The sequence below is a fragment of the Geodermatophilus sp. SYSU D00814 genome, assembly GCF_054050055.1.
The window spans coordinates 68171-84415 of sequence record NZ_JBJGYP010000001.1 but is presented as its reverse complement, the minus strand read 5'-3'; the positions used below and the strand labels follow the sequence as shown (position 1 = coordinate 84415).

The 16245-nt window shown below is 76.1% G+C and carries 13 protein-coding genes, 1 tRNA gene and 1 riboswitch; of the genes, 9 read left to right on the top strand and 5 right to left on the bottom strand.

What is annotated here, in order from left to right; all coding sequences use genetic code 11:
• Positions 1–14: 14 nt before the first annotated feature.
• Complete coding sequence (locus tag ACI780_RS00370) at positions 15–1226, top strand: LLM class flavin-dependent oxidoreductase (RefSeq protein WP_457000376.1); 1212 nt, start codon at positions 15–17, stop codon at positions 1224–1226.
• 11 nt (positions 1227–1237) lie between these two features.
• Complete coding sequence (locus tag ACI780_RS00365; RefSeq protein WP_457000375.1) at positions 1238–2581, top strand: NtaA/DmoA family FMN-dependent monooxygenase; 1344 nt, start codon at positions 1238–1240, stop codon at positions 2579–2581.
• Here the strand turns inward: ACI780_RS00365 and ACI780_RS00360 are convergent.
• Positions 2578–3663, bottom strand: coding sequence for an LLM class flavin-dependent oxidoreductase (locus ACI780_RS00360; RefSeq protein ID WP_456870954.1), 1086 nt, complete (start codon positions 3661–3663; stop codon positions 2578–2580). The genes ACI780_RS00365 and ACI780_RS00360 overlap by 4 nt on opposite strands.
• Before the next feature lie 3 nt (positions 3664–3666).
• Complete coding sequence (locus ACI780_RS00355) at positions 3667–4158, bottom strand: NADPH-dependent FMN reductase (protein ID WP_457000374.1); 492 nt, start codon at positions 4156–4158, stop codon at positions 3667–3669.
• Between the two features lie 69 nt (positions 4159–4227).
• A riboswitch (SAM riboswitch) is annotated at positions 4228–4341 on the top strand.
• A gap of 32 nt (positions 4342–4373) precedes the next feature.
• Between ACI780_RS00355 and ACI780_RS00350 the strand changes: the two genes are divergently transcribed.
• Both ACI780_RS00350 and ACI780_RS00345 read left to right on the top strand, forming a co-directional pair.
• Positions 4374–5735 (top strand): aminotransferase class V-fold PLP-dependent enzyme, encoded by a 1362-nt coding sequence (locus ACI780_RS00350; protein ID WP_457000372.1) that lies wholly within the window; start codon positions 4374–4376, stop codon positions 5733–5735.
• A gap of 181 nt (positions 5736–5916) precedes the next feature.
• The gene (locus ACI780_RS00345; protein WP_456870957.1) at positions 5917–7791 is read left to right on the top strand and encodes an FAD/NAD(P)-binding protein; all 1875 of its coding nucleotides are present in this window, start codon (positions 5917–5919) and stop codon (positions 7789–7791) included.
• A 79-nt stretch (positions 7792–7870) separates the two neighbouring features.
• On the opposite strand, the gene ACI780_RS00340 is transcribed toward ACI780_RS00345, so the two are convergent.
• The 3 genes from ACI780_RS00340 to ACI780_RS00330 form a co-directional block, all read right to left on the bottom strand.
• Positions 7871–7942 (bottom strand) — tRNA-Arg (locus ACI780_RS00340).
• 52 nt (positions 7943–7994) lie between these two features.
• Entirely contained in the window at positions 7995–8690 is a 696-nt protein-coding gene (locus ACI780_RS00335) for a DUF305 domain-containing protein (RefSeq protein ID WP_457000371.1), read from the bottom strand.
• A 7-nt stretch (positions 8691–8697) separates the two neighbouring features.
• On the bottom strand, positions 8698–9516 hold the full coding sequence (locus ACI780_RS00330; protein ID WP_457000369.1) for a DUF3105 domain-containing protein: 819 nt from the start codon (positions 9514–9516) through the stop codon (positions 8698–8700).
• Positions 9517–9697: 181 nt separating this feature from the next.
• Here ACI780_RS00330 and argS point away from each other — a divergent pair, with 181 nt between their 5' ends.
• Genes argS through thrB form a run of 5 tightly spaced genes read left to right on the top strand, consistent with a single transcriptional unit; the run spans position 9698 to position 16137 of the window.
• On the top strand, positions 9698–11359 hold the full coding sequence (gene argS / locus ACI780_RS00325; protein ID WP_456870960.1) for an arginine--tRNA ligase: 1662 nt from the start codon (positions 9698–9700) through the stop codon (positions 11357–11359).
• A complete protein-coding gene (gene lysA / locus ACI780_RS00320; protein WP_456870961.1) occupies positions 11356–12846 on the top strand; it encodes a diaminopimelate decarboxylase in 1491 nt (496 codons plus the stop codon). The genes argS and lysA overlap by 4 nt, the downstream gene beginning before the upstream one ends.
• The gene (locus tag ACI780_RS00315) at positions 12843–14135 is read left to right on the top strand and encodes a homoserine dehydrogenase (protein WP_456870962.1); all 1293 of its coding nucleotides are present in this window, start codon (positions 12843–12845) and stop codon (positions 14133–14135) included. Before lysA ends, ACI780_RS00315 begins: the two co-directional genes overlap by 4 nt.
• Positions 14132–15211, top strand: coding sequence for a threonine synthase (gene thrC / locus ACI780_RS00310; protein WP_457000368.1), 1080 nt, complete (start codon positions 14132–14134; stop codon positions 15209–15211). Before ACI780_RS00315 ends, thrC begins: the two co-directional genes overlap by 4 nt.
• Entirely contained in the window at positions 15208–16137 is a 930-nt protein-coding gene (gene thrB / locus ACI780_RS00305) for a homoserine kinase (protein ID WP_457000367.1), read from the top strand. Before thrC ends, thrB begins: the two co-directional genes overlap by 4 nt.
• Positions 16138–16245: the final 108 nt, after the last annotated feature.

Genomic DNA, 16245 nt, shown 5'->3' with positions numbered 1-16245 from the left:
GAGGACCCGTCCCCGTGACCGAACCGCTCCACCTCGCCGTCGCCCTCGACGGCGCCGGCTGGCACCCCGCCGCCTGGCGCGAGCCCGACGCCCGCCCGGCCGAGCTCCTCACCCCCGGCTACTGGACCGACCTCGTCCGCGAGGCCGAGGCCGGCCTGCTCGACCTGGTCACCATCGAGGACTCGCTCGCGCTGCAGTCCGACGACCGGTTCCGGCCCGACGACCGCACCGACCGGGTGCGCGGCCGCCTCGACGCCGTCCTCGTCGCCGCGCGCGTCGCGCCGCTGACCCGCCACATCGGGCTGGTGCCGACCGCGGTGGTCACGCACACCGAGCCGTTCCACCTGTCCAAGGCGATCGCCACCCTCGACTTCGTGAGCGGTGGCCGCGCCGGCGTGCGGGTGCAGGTGTCGCTGGCGCAGCACGAGGCGCGGCTGGTCGGCCGGCGTTCGTTCCCGGAGCTGACCGGCGTCGACCGCCACGACCCGGCGGTGCAGCAGGTGCTGCGCGACGCCTTCGCCGAGGCCGCCGACTGGGTCGAGGTGGTCCGCCGGCTCTGGGACAGCTGGGAGGACGACGCGGAGATCCGCGACGTCGCCACCGGCCGGTTCGTCGACCGGGACAAGCTGCACTACGTCGACTTCACGGGCCGGTTCTTCTCGGTCAAGGGCCCCTCGATCACCCCGCGGCCGCCGCAGGGCCAGCCGCCGGTCGCGGCGCTGGCGCACCAGCGCATCCCCTACGAGCTGGTCGGCTCCTCGGCCGACCTCGGCTTCGTCACGCCGCGGGACGCCGACGACGCCCGAGGAATCGTGGCCGAGGTGCGCCGGGCGCAGGCGGCCGCGGGCCGCGCCGGGGAACGGGTGCACGTGCTCGGCGACGTCGTCGTCTTCCTCGACGACGACGCGGCCGCCGCCCGGGCGCGCAAGGAGCGCCTCGACGAGCGGGCGGGCGCGGAGTACCGCAGCGACGCGCTGGTCGTCACCGGCACGCCGGCGGAGCTGGCCGACCTGCTGCAGGAGTGGGCTGCCGCGGGGCTCACCGGCGCCCGGCTGCGTCCGGGCGCGCTGCCGCACGACCTCACCGCGATCACCCGCGGCCTGGTGCCCGAGCTGCAGCGCCGCGGTGCCTTCCGGACCGCCTACCCGACCGGCACGGGGGCGACGACGCTGCGCGGGCTGCTCGGCCTGCCGCGGCCCACCAACCGCTACGCCACCGTCGCCTGAGAGGAACGACCGTGACCAAGCAGGTGCACCTCGCCGCGCACTTCCCGGGCGTCAACAACACCACCGTGTGGAGTGACCCGGCATCGGGCAGCCAGATCGAGTTCAGCTCGTTCGTCCACTTCGCGCAGACCGCCGAGCGGGGGAAGTTCGACTTCCTCTTCCTCGCCGAGGGGCTGCGGCTGCGCGAGCAGAACGGGTCCATCTACGACCTCGACGTCGTCGGCCGGCCGGACACGTTCACCGTGCTGGCCGCCCTCGGCGCGGTCACCGAGCGGCTGGGCCTGACCGGGACCATCAACTCGACGTTCAACGAGCCCGTCGAGGTGGCCCGCCAGTTCGCCAGCCTCGACCACCTCACCGGCGGGCGCGCCGCCTGGAACGTCGTCACGTCGTGGGACGCCTTCACCGGCGAGAACTTCCGCCGCGGCGGGTTCCTGCCGCAGGACCAGCGCTACGACCGGGCCCGCACGTTCCTGCAGACGACGTGGGAGCTGTTCGACTCCTGGCGCGGCGACGAGATCATGGCCGACAGGGAGTCCGGCGTCTTCCTGCGCGACCCGCACCCGGGCGCGTTCGCGCACTCCGACGCGCACTTCGACATCGCCGGGCAGTTCTCCGTCCCGCGCAGCCCGCAGGGCCGGCCGGTGGTCTTCCAGGCGGGGGACTCCGAGGAGGGCCGGGAGTTCGCCGCGTCGTCGGCCGACGCGATCTTCAGCCGGCACGGTGCCAAGGAGGCCGGCCAGGCGTTCTACCGCGACGTCAAGGGCCGGCTGGGGAGGTACGGGCGCACGCCCGACCAGCTGCTCATCCTCCCGGCGGCCACCTTCGTCGTCGGGGACACCGACGCCGAGGCCGCGGAGCTGGCCCACGAGATCCGCCGCCAGCAGGTGTCCGGGCAGACGGCGCTGCGGTTCCTCGAGCAGGTGTGGAACCGCGACCTGTCCGCCCTCGACCCCGACGGCCCGCTGCCCGACGTCGACCCGCTGGTGGGGGAGACCCACGTCGCGCAGGGGCGGGCTCAGGTGCGCATGTACCGCGACCCGCTGGCCACCGCGCGGCAGTGGCGCGAGCTCGCCGCGGAGAAGGGCTACTCGATCCGCGAGCTGATGACCGAGGTGCAGAGCCGGCAGTCGTTCATCGGCAGTGCGCAGACGGTGGCCGAGCAGATCGACGACCTCGTGCAGTCCGACGCGGCCGACGGGTTCATCCTCGTGCCGCACCTGGTGCCCGGCGGGCTGGACCCCTTCGTCGACTCGGTCGTCCCGCTGCTGCAGGAGCGGGGCGTCTTCCGCGCCGACTACGAGGGGACGACGCTGCGCGAGCACCTCGGCCTCGCGCCGCTGGGACAGGCCTAGCGGGCGGCGAGGAGGGGCAGCAGCTCCTCGCCGACCCGCCACGCCTCCTCCAGGTGCGGGTAGCCGGACAGGACGAACTCGTCGAGGCCGAGGGCGGCGTACTCGGCGAGCCGCTCGGCGACCTGCTCGTGGCTGCCCACCAGTGCGGTGGCCGCGCCCTCCCGCACCAGGCCGATGCCGGCCCACAGGTTGGGCGCCACCTCCAGGGAGCGGGCGCCGTCGCCGGCCCGGCCGCCGTGCAGGGAGGTCATCCGCGCCTGGCCGACCGAGTCCATCCGGGCGAAGCGCTCCTGGGTGGCCGCGATCGCCGATCGCGGCATCCCGGCGAGCATCCGGTCGGCCTCGGCCCAGGCCTGCTCGGGGGTGTCGCGGCTGACCACGTGCAGGCGCACGCCGAACCGCAGCGTGCGCCCGTGTCGTGCGGCCTGCTCCCGGACCCGCTCGATGCGCGGGGCGGCCATGGCCGGCGGCTCGCCCCACAGCAGGTAGCGGTCGACCCATCGGGCGGTCACCTCCTCGGCGGCCGGTGACGCACCGCCGAGGTACACCGGGGGGACGACGTCCGGGGGCCGGGTGAGGCCGGCGCCCTCCACGCGCACGTGCCGCCCGGCCAGGTCGAACCGCTCCCCGGCCAGGCAGCGGCGGAGCACCTCGAGGAACTCACCGGTGCGCTCGTAGCGCTCGTCGTGGCCGAGGAAGTCGCCGTAGGCCCGCTGCTCGACCGGGTCGCCCCCGGTCACCACGTTGAGCCGCAGCCGGCCGCCGGACAGCCGCTGGAAGGTGGCCGCCTGCTGGGCCGCCAGGGTGGGGAGCACGAAGCCGGGGCGGAAGGCGACGAGGAACTCCAGCCGCGAGGTGAGCGGCAGCAGCGCCGAGCACAGCACCCAGGCGTCCTCGCAGCCCGAGCCGGTCGGGGTGAGCACCGCGGTGAACCCGCTCTGCTCGGCCGCCTGGGCGACCGCCGCCAGGTACGGGAGCGTCGGCCTCCGGCGCAGCGCCCCCGCGTTGTGCCCCCGGTCGGTGGTCGCCGGGCCGACGTCCCGGCCGTCGCCGCGGCTGGGCAGGAACCAGTGCACCTCCACGGCTCAGCCCCGCCGCGCGGCGGCGACCTGCGGCGCGGCGGTGGCCAGCCACGGCGCCAGCGCCGCCGGGTCGTCCCAGCTCTTCTCCACCAGGTACAGGCCCCGGGTCGGCGCGGTCGCCCCGAGCTCGACGAGCACGGGCTTGAGCAGCAGCTCCGGCGCCAGGGCGTGGGTCGGGCCGCCGCCGAGCATCAGCGGGACGGCGACCACGCCGGCGAGCTCGCCGGTGCCGACCTGGTCGAGGAAGAGCTTGAGCAGCCCGGTGTAGGTGGCCTTGTAGGTCGGGCTGGCGACGACGGCGACCTCGGCGGCCTTCAGCGCCTCGACCGCCCCGCCGACCGCCGGGTCCCCCCAGCCGAGCAGGCCCGGCCCGAGGTCGATGACGTCGACGACGACGTCGGGCGGGGCGCCGGTGAGCTGCTCGACCACCAGCTCGGCCGCGGCCCGGGTGCGGGAACGGGGCTTGGGGTTGCCGACGACGGCGATCGTGCCCATGCCGCCCAGTGAACTACACCAAGCCGATCGGGTTTGACGGGTATCGGGCCGCCTGGCATCCTCGGACGCGGTCACGAGTGCCAGCGCGAAGCCCCGGCTCGCTGGCCGGCAACCCTCCTCCGCGATGGGGTGCCCCGGGTGACGACCAGGCGGCTGCCGCCCGGCAGTCCGCAAGCGCGGACCCGCTCCGGGTCCCGGCCCGCCAGGAGTGCCGCATGACCAGCGCCGTCCTCGACCGACCCTGCCGCACCGCGCCCGCGGGGGAGGCGCCCCTGCTGCCGCTCGTCGGCGCCGGCACCCCGGTGCCGCTGGTGACCGGCGGCAGCGTCCCCTACGCCGACCTGGACACCGCGGCCAGCACCCGGGCGCTCCCGGCCGTCGCCGACCGGGTGGCCGAGGTGCTGCCGCGCTACGCCAGCGTCCACCGCGGCGCCGGCTGGCTCTCCCAGGTCTCCACCGCCGTGTACGAGGCCGCCCGCGCCGTCGTGGCCGGCTTCGTCGGCGCCCGGGCCGACGACGTCTGCGTGCTCACCCGGCACACCACCGACGCGCTCAACCTGCTGGCCGGCGCGGTGCCGGCGGGCGCCTCGGTGCTCGTCCTCGACTGCGAGCACCACGCCGACCTGCTGCCCTGGCAGCGCCGCGGCCCGGCCACCGTGCTGCCCGTGCAGGCCACGGTCACCGCGACCCTGCGCGCCCTGGGCGACGAGCTCGCCCGCGGGCGCCACGCGCTGCTGGCGGTCACCGGCGCGTCCAACGTGACCGGGGAGGCCCTGCCGCTCGACGAGGTGGTCGCCCTCGCGCACGCCGCGGGCACCCGCGTCGCCGTCGACGGCGCCCAGCTGGTCCCGCACCGCCGGTTCTCCCTCGCCGCCACCGGCGCGGACTGGGTGGCCTTCTCCGGCCACAAGCTCTACGCCCCGTTCGGCACCGGCGCGCTGGTCGGCCGCCGCGACTGGCTCGACGCCGCGCCCGCCCACCTCGCCGGGGGCGGGGCGGTGCACGACGTCACGGTCGACGACGTCGCGTGGGCCCCCGCGCCGCACCGGCACGAGGGCGGCTCGCCGAACGTGCTGGGCGCCGTCGCGCTGGCCGAGGCGTGCCGGACCCTGGCCGCGCTGCCGGCCGGGGCGCTGGAGCGGCACGAGCGGGCGCTGCGCGAGCGGCTGGTCGACGGCCTGACCGCGCTGCCGGGCGTGCGCGTGCTGCGGATCTGGGCCGACTCGGCCGACCCGACCGGCGTCGTGTCCTTCACCGTGGCCGACGCCGACCCGGGCCTGGTCGCGGCGTACCTGTCGGCCGAGCACGGCATCGGGGTGCGCGACGGCCGGTTCTGCGCCCACCCGCTGCTCGCCCGGCTGGGCGTGCCCGAGGGGGCGCTGCGGGCCAGCGTGGGCGTGGGCACCAGCGCTGCCGACGTCGACCGCCTGCCGGCCGCCCTCGAGGCGTTCCTGGCCGCCGGGCCGCGGGTGGCCTACGCGCGCCGCGACGGCCGTTGGCAGCCGGCCGACGACCCGCGCCGCCTCGCGGACGCCGCCGCCCTCGGCCGCGGCGCCGGCTGCCGGGACCCGCGGTGACCCGGGGAAGCACGGCGACCGGCCGCCTGTTGACCCAGGAGGAGGAGAGGAGGGGACACGTGCGCCGACCGGCCCTGTCGCGACGCCGGCACATCGACCTGCGCCGCACCTGCAGCGCCCTCTGCCGGGCCCGCTGACCGACCGCCCTGCCCGCGTCGTCCCGGCCTGGAGCCCTCCTCCGATGCCCCTCCCGCCTCCCCGCCCCGCCGTCCTCTGCGTCGTCGGCGCCGGCCCCACCGCCGTCGGTGTCCTCGAACGCCTGGTCGCCAACGCGGCCGGGCTGCGCGGCGGCCGCCCCCTCGAGGTCCACCTGGTCGACCCCCACCCGCCCGGCGGCGGCCGCGTCTGGCGGGCCGAGCAGCCGCGCCTGCTGTGGGCCAACTCCCTCGTCGCCGACGTCACCGTGCTGCCCGACCGCTCGGTCGTCGTCGACGGCCCGGTGGGGGAGGGGACCACCCTGTGGCAGTGGGTCGAGCGCGTCGGCCGCGCGCTGCCCGAGGCCGATCCGGTCGGCGCCGAGGCGCGGCGGCTCGCCCCGACGTCGTTCCCGTCCCGGCCGCTGGTCAACGCCTACCTGGGCTGGGTCCTCGAGCAGGTCGTGGCCGCCGGCGCCCCGGAGGTCGCGGTGCACCGCCACCGGCAGCGGGCGGTCGACGTGCGGCCCCGGCCCGACGGCGCCGACGTCGTGCTCGCCGACGGGCGGGTGCTCGCCGCCGACGCGGTCCTGCTGGCCCAGGGCCACCTCGACGCGGACCCCTCCGCCGCCGAGCGGGCCACCGAGCGCTGGGCCGCCGCCCGCGGGCTCACCTACGTGCCGCCCGGCTACACCGCCGACCTGGACCTGTCGGTCCTGCGGCCCGGCGAGGACGTGCTCGTGCGCGGCGCCGGGCTGGCGTTCGTCGACCTCGTCGTGCTGCTCACCAGCGGCCGGGGCGGCCGGTTCGAGCGCGGCGACGACGGCCGGCTGCGCTACCTGGCCTCCGGGCAGGAGCCGGTGCTGCACGTCGGGTCCCGCCGCGGGGTGCCCTACCGGTCGAAGCTCGGCTACGTCTGGCCGGGCCCGCCGGTCCCCCTGCGCTTCTTCACCCCGGCGGCGATCGAGGAGGCGTTCGGCCCGGGCCGGCTGGACCTGCGCGCGGACCTCGCCCCGGTCATCGAGCGCGAGCTCGCCTGGGCGCACTACACCGAGCTGTTCCGCGCCCACCCGGAGCGGACGCGGATGGCGTGGGACCAGTTCGCCGAGCGCTTCGCCGCCGACCCGAGCGGCGTGGACGCGCTGGTCGAGCGGGCCGTCCCCGACCCGGCGGACCGCTTCGACCTGCCCGCGCGCAACCGGCCGCTGGCCGGCCGGCGGTTCGCCGACGGCGAGGAGCTGCAGCAGTGGGAGCGGGCTCACGTCCGCGCCGACCTCGCCCGCGCCGCGGACCCGGCGTACAGCCCGGACGCCGCGGTGTTCACCGCGCTGCTGTTCTGCCACGGCACCGTGGTCACCCTGGCCGCAACCGGCCGGCTCACCCCGCGGTCGGAGGCCGAGGACGTGGCCGGCTGGTGGATGAACCTCTTCAGCTACCTGGCCAGCGGCCCGCCGGCGCCGCGACTGGAGGAGCTGCTGGCGCTCTCCGAGGCCGGCGTCGTGCGCTTCCTCGGCGCCGACGTGCGGATCGACCTCGACGCCGCCACCGGCCTGTTCCGCGCCCGGTCGGCCAGCGTGGCGGCCGTCACCGAGGCCCGCGCCCTGGTCGAGGCGCGGCTGCCCGCCCCCGACGTCGCCACCACGCCGGACCCGCTGGTCAGCGGCCTGCTGCGGCGTGGCGAGGCGGCGGGCCGCGGCAGCGGGGGCCGGCTGCACGTCGACGTCACCCAGCGCCTGGTCGACGCCGCCGGCGTCCCGAACCCCCGGGTCTTCGCCGCCGGCTTCTGGACCTCCGGTGCGCAGGTGGCGGCCTTCGCCCGGCCGGGCACCAATGCCCCGTTCTTCCGGCAGAACGACGCGCTCGCGCGTGCGCTCTGGCAGGTGCTCGCCCCGGCGGAGGCCGCGGTGGAGATCGCCTCCTGACGGCGCCCGGCCGCGGCACCCGACCACCTGGACCAGGACGAGAACGGCCCGGACGGAGGACCGTCCGGGCCGTACGACGTGCCCCCGGCAGGATTCGAACCTGCGCACCCGCCTCCGGAGGGCGGTGCTCTATCCCCTGAGCTACGGGGGCTCGGGGCAGGGGAGAAGTTACCAGCCGCCCCCGCCCGTCCCGACGGCGGGACTCAGGGCGCCGGCAGCGGCGTCCCGCCCCGCGCGGTGAGCATGTCGACCATCGTCGTCACCTCGGCGCTCTGCGTGTCGGCGATGGAGCGCGCCAGCGTGCGCACCGCAGGCTCGGCCGCGTGCTGGGCGGCGTACTGCGCCATGTCGAAGCCGCCCTGGTGGTGGCGGATCATCAGTCGCAGGAACTCCACGTCGAACGCCGTCCCGGTCAGCGACCGCAGGTCGGCCAGCTCCGCCTCGGTGGCCATCCCGGGCATGAGCGCGCCGTCCGCGCCGTCCATCGACGACATGTCGTGCCCGGCGTGCCCGCCGCCCATCCAGGCCATGTGCTCCCCGCCGGAGCGCGGCAGCCCCCACAGCGACAGCCAGCCCTCCATCCGGCCGGCCTGGTTGGTCTGCGTGCTGGAGATGTCGAAGGCCAGCCGCCGGACCTCGGGGTCGGTGCTGCGCTCGAGCGCCAGGTTGGCCATCTCCACGCCCTGCCGGTGGTGCACCGCCATGTCGCGGGAGAAGCCGGCGTCGACCGAGTCCACGGTCGGCGCCGGGTCCTGGCCGATGCCCAGGCCCACCGCCAGCCCGCCGCCGAGGGCCACCAGCGCGACGGCGATGAGGGCCAGCAGGGCGGCGCGCAGCCCGCGGCCGCGCGGGCGCGGGGCCGGGGCGTCCTGCTCGGGGCGGACGGCGGTGGCGGTCATCGGGACCTCACTCCGTGGTCGAGGCGTCCGCCGCGGCGGTGGGCGTCGTCGGCGCGTCGGTGGTCATCGCGTCCGCGCCGCGGCTCGGGTCGCCGACGACCAGCGGGTCGGCCACGAACGTCGGGTTCTCGCAGCTGGCGCCGATCTCGGGGTAGTGGCCCTCGACCTCGCCGTTGAAGGTGAGGAAGTCGGCGAACTGCTCGATGCGCGGGTCGTCGACCGAGTCCACCTTCAGCTGGTGGTTCCACGACTGCAGGCTCACCGCGGAGTCCAGGCCCGCGTAGGGGGACAGCAGCCGGCCCGAGACGCCGTCGACCAGGTCGGCCAGCTTCTCGACGTCGTCGGCGGGCACCCGCTCGGGGTCGTAGGCGATCCACACGGCGCCGTGCTCCATGGAGTGGACGGCGTTCTCGTGCCGGACGTCGACGTCGTAGACGGTGCCGGTGCAGTCGGCCCACTCGCCGTCGTGCGGCCCGCCCACCGGCGGCGACTGCTCGTACTCGACCGGGGTGGACACGTGCTCCTGGCCGGCGGCGTAGTCGAAGCTCTCGATGCCGGCGATCTCGTCGAGGGAGTCGATGCGCTCGGCGTCGGACTGGCGCACCTGCACGACGGCGTAGGTGATGGCCGCGACGGCGAAGACCACGACGGCGACCGCGGCGGCGATCAGGCCCCACGGCCGCTGCTGGGTGACCACCTGCGTCGGCGGGCGGGTGCGCCCGCGGCCCCCCGACGACCTCGTCGCCGACGCCGGTCGCGCGCCGGACCCGGACCGGCTCGACCCGCCCCCGGCGCGGCCGGCATCGGGCTTGCGGTCCTTGGCCACGTGTTCTCCTCAGTGCTGGTCGAGTGGTGTGTCCGCCGGTCGTGGCGCAGCATGGGTGCGCGCCGGCGCGGCAGGGCTCGCGCCTGCCCTCGCCCGCGAGTCTAGGTCGCGTACCTGTGCAGTCCCTGGGACCACGGGTGCGGCGGGGAAGCGGGTCGCGCCCGCTGCGTACGATCCCCAGGTGACACCGGAGCAGTTGCGCGACCTCGTCCGGGCCGTCGTCGCGGCGGTCGTCGAGCGCGGCACGCTCGCCGTCGCCGTCCCCGACGAGGTCGTCGTCGAGCGTCCCAGGAACCCCGAGCACGGTGACTACGCCACCAACGTGGCGCTCCGCCTGGCCAAGCCCGCCGGCCGCCCGCCGCGCGAGGTGGCCGAGGCCCTCGCCGAGGAGCTGCGCACCCGGCCGGGGATCGAGCGGGTCGACGTCGCCGGCCCCGGCTTCCTCAACGTCACCCTCGCGCAGGGCGCGCTGGGCCGGATCGCCGTCGAGGCGGTCACCGCGGGGGAGGCCTACGGCTCCACCGCCACCCTCGCCGGGCAGCGGCTGAACCTGGAGTTCGTGTCGGCCAACCCGACCGGTCCGGTGCACATCGGCGGCACCCGCTGGGCCGCGGTCGGCGACGCCCTCGGCCGGCTGTTGGAGGCCAGCGGCGCCACGGTCACGCGGGAGTACTACTTCAACGACGCCGGCGCGCAGATCGACCGCTTCGCGCAGAGCCTGATGGCCGCCGCCGCCGGCCGGCCGGTGCCCGAGGACGGCTACGCCGGCGACTACATCGGCGAGATCGCCGCCGAGGTCGTCGCCGCCGAGCCCGGCGTGCTGGAGCTGCCCGAGGCGCAGCAGCAGGAGCGGTTCCGCGAGCGCGGCGTCGAGCTCATGTTCGCCGAGATCAAGCGCACGCTGGCCGCGTTCGGCGTCGAGTTCGACGTCTACTTCAGCGAGCGCACGCTGCACGAGACCGGCGCGCTGGAGAAGGCGATCGCGCGGCTGCGCGAGAACGGGCACGTCTACGAGGCCGACGGCGCCGTCTGGCTGCGCACCACCGACTTCGGCGACGACAAGGACCGGCCGCTGGTCAAGAGCGACGGCGACCCGACCTACTTCGCCGCCGACTGCGCCTACTACCTCGACAAGCGCGCCCGCGGCTTCGACAAGGTCGTGATCATGCTGGGCGCCGACCACGCCGGGTACGTGGGCCGGTACAAGGCGCTGGTGGCCGCGGTCGGCGACGACCCCGAGGCCAACCTGGAGATCCTGCTCGGCCAGCTGGTCAACCTCGTCCGCGACGGCGAGCCGGTGCGGATGAGCAAGCGCGCCGGCACCGTCGTCCTGCTCGAGGACCTCATGGAGGCCGTCGGGGCCGACGCCGCCCGCTACGCCCTGGCCCGGGCCTCGGTCGACCAGCAGATCGACCTCGACCTGGACCTGTGGAGCCGGCAGACCAACGACAACCCGGTCTTCTACGTCCAGTACGCGCACGCCCGGATCTCCTCGGTGCTGCGCAACGCCGCCGACCTCGGCATCGCGCTGGGCGAGCCCGCCGACGTCGACGTCGCGCAGCTGACCCACGAGCGGGAGAACGACCTGCTGCGGGCGCTCGGTGAGTTCCCGCGGGTGCTGACCTCGGCCGCGGAGCTGCGCGCCCCGCACCGGGTGGCCCGCTACCTGGAGGAGCTGGCCGGCACCTACCACCGCTTCTACGACTCCTGCCGCGTGCTGCCCCGCGGCGACGAGGAGGCGACCCCGCTGACCGTCGCCCGGCTGTGGCTGTGCGCGGCCACCGCGGTGGTGCTGCGCAACGGCCTCGGCGTGCTCGGCGTCTCGGCCCCGGAGCGGATGTGAGGGCGCACCCGGCCGGGCCGCTGCACGGCGCGTTCTCCCCGCCGCCGGCGGCCGGCACCCCGCCGACCGACCTCGGCGCGCTCGACCCGGCGGTCTGGCCGCGCTCGGCCCGCCGCGTCGACGGCGAGCTGCACCTGGCCGGGAGGCCGGTCACCGAGCTGGCCCGCGCGCACGGCACCCCGCTGTTCGTGCTCGACGAGGACGACTTCCGCGGCCGGGCCGCGGACTTCGCCACCGCCTTCGACGACGCCGACGTCCACTACGCGTCCAAGGCGTTCCTCTGCGGGCAGGTGGCCCGCTGGATCGCCGACGACGGGCTGCACCTGGACGCCTGCAGCGGCAACGAGCTCACCGTCGCCCTGGCCGCCGGGTTCCCCGCCGGGCGGATCGCGCTGCACGGCAACAACAAGTCCCTGGTCGAGCTGCAGCTGGCCGTCGACGCCGGCATCGGCCGGGTCGTCGTCGACTCCTTCGACGAGATCGACCGGCTGGTGCCGATGGCCGCCGCGCGGGTGGCCGCCGGAGGCGCGCCGGTGCCGGTGCTGATCCGCACCACCGTGGGCATCGAGGCGCACACCCACGAGTTCATCGCCACCGCCCACGAGGACCAGAAGTTCGGCTTCTCGCTGGCCACCGGCGACGCGCTGACCGCCGCCGTCCGGGTCATCCGCGAGCCGGCGCTGCACCTGGCGGGGCTGCACAGCCACATCGGCTCGCAGATCTTCGACACCGCCGGCTTCGAGGCCGCCGCGCACCGCGTCGTCGGGCTGCTGGGCCAGGTGCACCAGGCCACCGGCGAGCTGCTCGGCGAGCTCAACCTCGGCGGCGGCTTCGGCATCGCCTACGTGCCCGACGACGACCCGGTGACCCCGGCCGACGTCGCCCGCCGGCTGCGCACCGTCGTCGCGGCCGAGTGCGCGGCGCTCGACCTGCCGGTGCCGCGGCTGGCCGTCGAGCCGGGACGTGCCATCGCCGGCCCGGGCACGGTCACGCTCTACGAGATCGGCACCATCAAGCCGGTCCGCCTGGGCAGCGGCAGTCACGGGGCCCCGCCGGTGCGCAACTACGTGTCGGTCGACGGCGGCATGAGCGACAACATCCGCACCGCCCTCTACGACGCCGACTACACCTGCGTGCTGGCCAACCGCACCTCCGACGCCGCGCCGGCGCTGTGCCGCGTCGTCGGCAAGCACTGCGAGAGCGGCGACGTGCTGGTCCGCGACCTGTGGCTGCCCTCCGACGTGCAGCCCGGCGACCTGCTCGCCGTCGCCGCCACCGGCGCCTACTGCTGGTCGATGGCGAGCAACTACAACTACCTGCTCAAGCCGCCGGTCGTCGCGGTGCGGGACGGCGTCGCCACCGAGATCGTCCGGCGTCAGACACTGTCGGACGTGTTCGCCCTCGACGCCGTCCTCGCGAACCGGCCGGCGCCCTCCCCGGCGCCCGACCAGCCCGCGCCCGAGCACCCCGTGGGAGCCCGGTCGTGACCGCCCCGCTGCGGGTGGCGCTGCTCGGCTGCGGCACGGTCGGCGGCGCCGTGCTGCGGCTGGTCGGCGAGCAGGCCGCCGACCTCGCCGCCCGCGTCGGCCGCCCGGTGGAGGTCGCCGGGGTCGCCGTCCGCCGTCCCGACCGGCACCCCGAGGTGCCCGCGGAGCTGCTCACCACCGACGCGCTGGGCCTGGTCACCCGCGACGACGTCGACCTCGTCGTCGAGGTGATCGGCGGCATCGAGCCGGCGCGCTCGCTGATCCAGGCCGCGATCGAGGCCGGCAAGTCGGTGGTCAGCGCCAACAAGGCGCTGCTGGCCGAGGACGGCGTCGCGCTGCACGCCGCGGCGGCCAAGGCCGGCGTCGACCTGTACTACGAGGCGTCGGTGGCCGGGGCGATCCCGCTGCTGCGGCCGCTGCGCGAGTCGCTGGCCGGTGACCAGATCCGCCGGGTCGTGGGCATCGTCAACGGCACCACCAACTACATCCTGTCGCGGATGGCCGAGACCGGCGCCGGGTTCAGCGAGGCGCTGGCCGAGGCCACCGAGCTCGGCTACGCCGAGGCCGACCCGACCGCCGACGTCGACGGGTTCGACGCCGCGGCCAAGGCCGCGATCCTCGCCTCGCTGGCCTTCCACTCGGCGGTCACCGCCTCCGACGTGCACCGCGAGGGCATCTCCGCGGTCACCGCCACCGACGTCGCCCGCGCCGCCGAGATCGGCTGCACGGTGAAGCTGCTCGCCATCTGCGAGCGCGTCGGGGGGCCCGACGGGGAGTCGGTCGCCGTCCGCGTGCACCCGGCGATGATCCCGACCAGCCACCCGCTGGCCGCCGTCGGCGGGGCGTTCAACGCCGTCTTCGTGGAGGCCGAGGCCGCCGGGCAGCTGATGTTCTACGGGCAGGGCGCCGGAGGGGAACCGACCGCCAGCGCCGTCCTCGGCGACCTCGTCGCCGTCGCCCGCAACCGGGTGGCCGGGGCTGCGGGTGCCGGCCCGACCGCCTACGCCGAGCTGCCGACCCGGCCGATCGCCGAGACGCCCACCCGCTACCACGTGAGCCTCGACGTCGCCGACGTGCCCGGCGTGCTGGCGACGGTGGCCACCGAGTTCGCCCGGCACGAGGTCAGCATCGCCACCGTCCGCCAGGACGGCCACGGCGACGCCGCGACGCTGGTCATCGTCACCCACGGCGCCCCCGACGCGGCGCTGTCGGCGACCATCGCCGCGCTGCGGGAGATGCCCGCGGTCCGCGCGGTCACCAGCGTGCTGAGGGTGGAGGGGCTGTCATGACGGGGACGCTGCCCGGTGCCGTCTCACCGGTCTGGCCGGGGCTGATCGAGGCCTACCGGTCCCGGCTGCCGGTCAGCCCGGCGACGCCGGTGGTGACGCTGCACGAGGGCGCCACGCCGCTGGTGCCCGCGCTGGAGCTGTCCCGGCGCACCGGCTGCGAGGTGTTCCTCAAGGTCGAGGGCGCCAACCCGACCGGGTCGTTCAAGGACCGCGGGATGACGATGGCCATCACCAAGGCCCGCGAGGAGGGCGCGCAGGCGGTCATCTGCGCCTCCACCGGCAACACCAGCGCCAGCGCCGCCGCGTACGCCGCGCGCGCCGGCATGGTCTGCGCCGTCCTCGTGCCGCAGGGCAAGATCGCGCTCGGCAAGCTCGCCCAGGCCCTGGTGCACGGCGCCAAGCTGCTGCAGGTCGACGGCAACTTCGACGACTGCCTCGCGCTGGCCAGCAAGCTCGCCATCGACTACCCGGTCAGCCTGGTCAACAGCGTCAACCAGTACCGCATCGAGGGGCAGAAGACCGCGTCCTTCGAGGTCGTCGACGTCCTCGGCGACGCCCCCGACGTGCACTGCCTGCCGGTCGGCAACGCCGGCAACATCACCGCCTACTGGCAGGGCTACCGCGAGTACGCCGACGACGGCCCCGCCACCCGGCGGCCGCGGATGTGGGGCTTCCAGGCCGCCGGCGCGGCACCGATCGTCACCGGCCAGGTGGTCGAGCGGCCGCAGACCATCGCGACGGCGATCCGCATCGGCAACCCGGCGTCGTGGACCAAGGCGCTGGCCGCCCGCGACGAGTCCGGCGGGCGCATCGACGCCGTCACCGACCGGGAGATCCTCGCTGCGTACCGGCTGCTGGCCCGCACCGAGGCGGTCTTCGTCGAGCCGGCCTCGGCGGCGTCGGTCGCCGGGCTGCTCAAGGTGGCCGCGGACGGCGGGCTCGAGCCAGGGCAGCGGGTCGTGTGCACGGTGACCGGCAACGGGCTCAAGGACCCCGAGTGGGCCATCTCCGGTGCGCCGGTGCCGGTGACCATCCCGGTCGACGCCGCCGCGGCCGCCGCGCAGCTCGGTCTGTGAGCGGCCCCGCCGTCCGGGTGCGGGTCCCCGCCACCAGCGCCAACCTGGGCCCCGCCTTCGACTGCGCCGGCCTCGCGCTGACCCTGCACGACGTCGTCGAGTTCGCCGTCGCCGACGCCGGGCTCTCCGTCGAGGTCTCCGGCGTCGGCGCGGGGGAGCTGCCCGCCGACGAGCGGCACCTCGTCGTCCGGTCCTTCCGCGCCGCGTGCGGCCTGCTCGGCTGGTCGCCACCCGGCCTGCGGGTGCGCGCGGTCAACGCCGTCCCGCAGGGCCGGGGGATGGGCTCGTCGGCGGCGGCCGTCGTCGCCGGGGTGGTCGGCGCGTTCGAGCTGTGTCCCGGCGCCGGGGCCCGGGACGACGGCGCGGTGCTGCGGCTGGTGTCGGAGCTGGAGGGGCACCCCGACAACGTGGCCGCGTGCCTGCTGGGCGGGGCCACGCTGTCGTGGACGACGCCCGACGGTGCCCGGGCCGACCGGCTGCCGGTCAGCGACGAGGTGCTGCCCGTGGTGCTCGTCCCCGAGGGGACGCTGTCGACGCACACCGCGCGCACGCTGCTGCCGGCGGCGGTGCCGCACTGCGACGCCGCGTACAACGCCGCCCGCGCCGCGCTGCTGGTGCACGCGCTCATCGCCGAGCCGGGGCTGCTGCTCGAGGCGACCGACGACCGGCTCCACCAGCGCCAGCGCGCCGCCGCCATGCCCGGCACCCTGGCCCTGGTCGACCGGCTGCGGGCGGCCGGCCACGCCGCCGTCGTCTCCGGCGCCGGCCCGAGCGTCCTGGTGCTCACCCGTCGCCGGCCCGGTGACGACCCGGACCCGCGCGAGGTGAGGTCGCTCACCCCGGACGGGTGGCGGGTGTACCCCCTCGAGGTGGACCACGGCGGGGCCCGCGTGACCCCCGTGCCGTCTGGGGTATCGTCTTCGTAACGAGGAACACTCCGCTGGACAGCGGTGTTGTCCCGACCGTGGGGCGAGCCTAGTCTTTCCGGCGTAGCCGCCTCCGGGCGAGCCTCGCGCGGAACGTTGCAGACGGCC

Bases quoted from the DNA above. Each gene is read 5' to 3' on its own strand.
- ACI780_RS00350 (WP_457000372.1), top strand. From the start codon at position 4,374: ATGACCAGCGCCGTCCTCGACCGACCCTGCCGCACCGCGCCCGCGGGG.
- ACI780_RS00345 (WP_456870957.1), top strand. From the start codon at position 5,917: ATGCCCCTCCCGCCTCCCCGCCCCGCCGTCCTCTGCGTCGTCGGCGCC.
- ACI780_RS00355 (WP_457000374.1), bottom strand. From the start codon at position 4,158: ATGGGCACGATCGCCGTCGTCGGCAACCCCAAGCCCCGTTCCCGCACC.
- ACI780_RS00335 (WP_457000371.1), bottom strand. From the start codon at position 8,690: ATGACCGCCACCGCCGTCCGCCCCGAGCAGGACGCCCCGGCCCCGCGC.
- thrC (WP_457000368.1), top strand. From the start codon at position 14,132: ATGACGGGGACGCTGCCCGGTGCCGTCTCACCGGTCTGGCCGGGGCTG.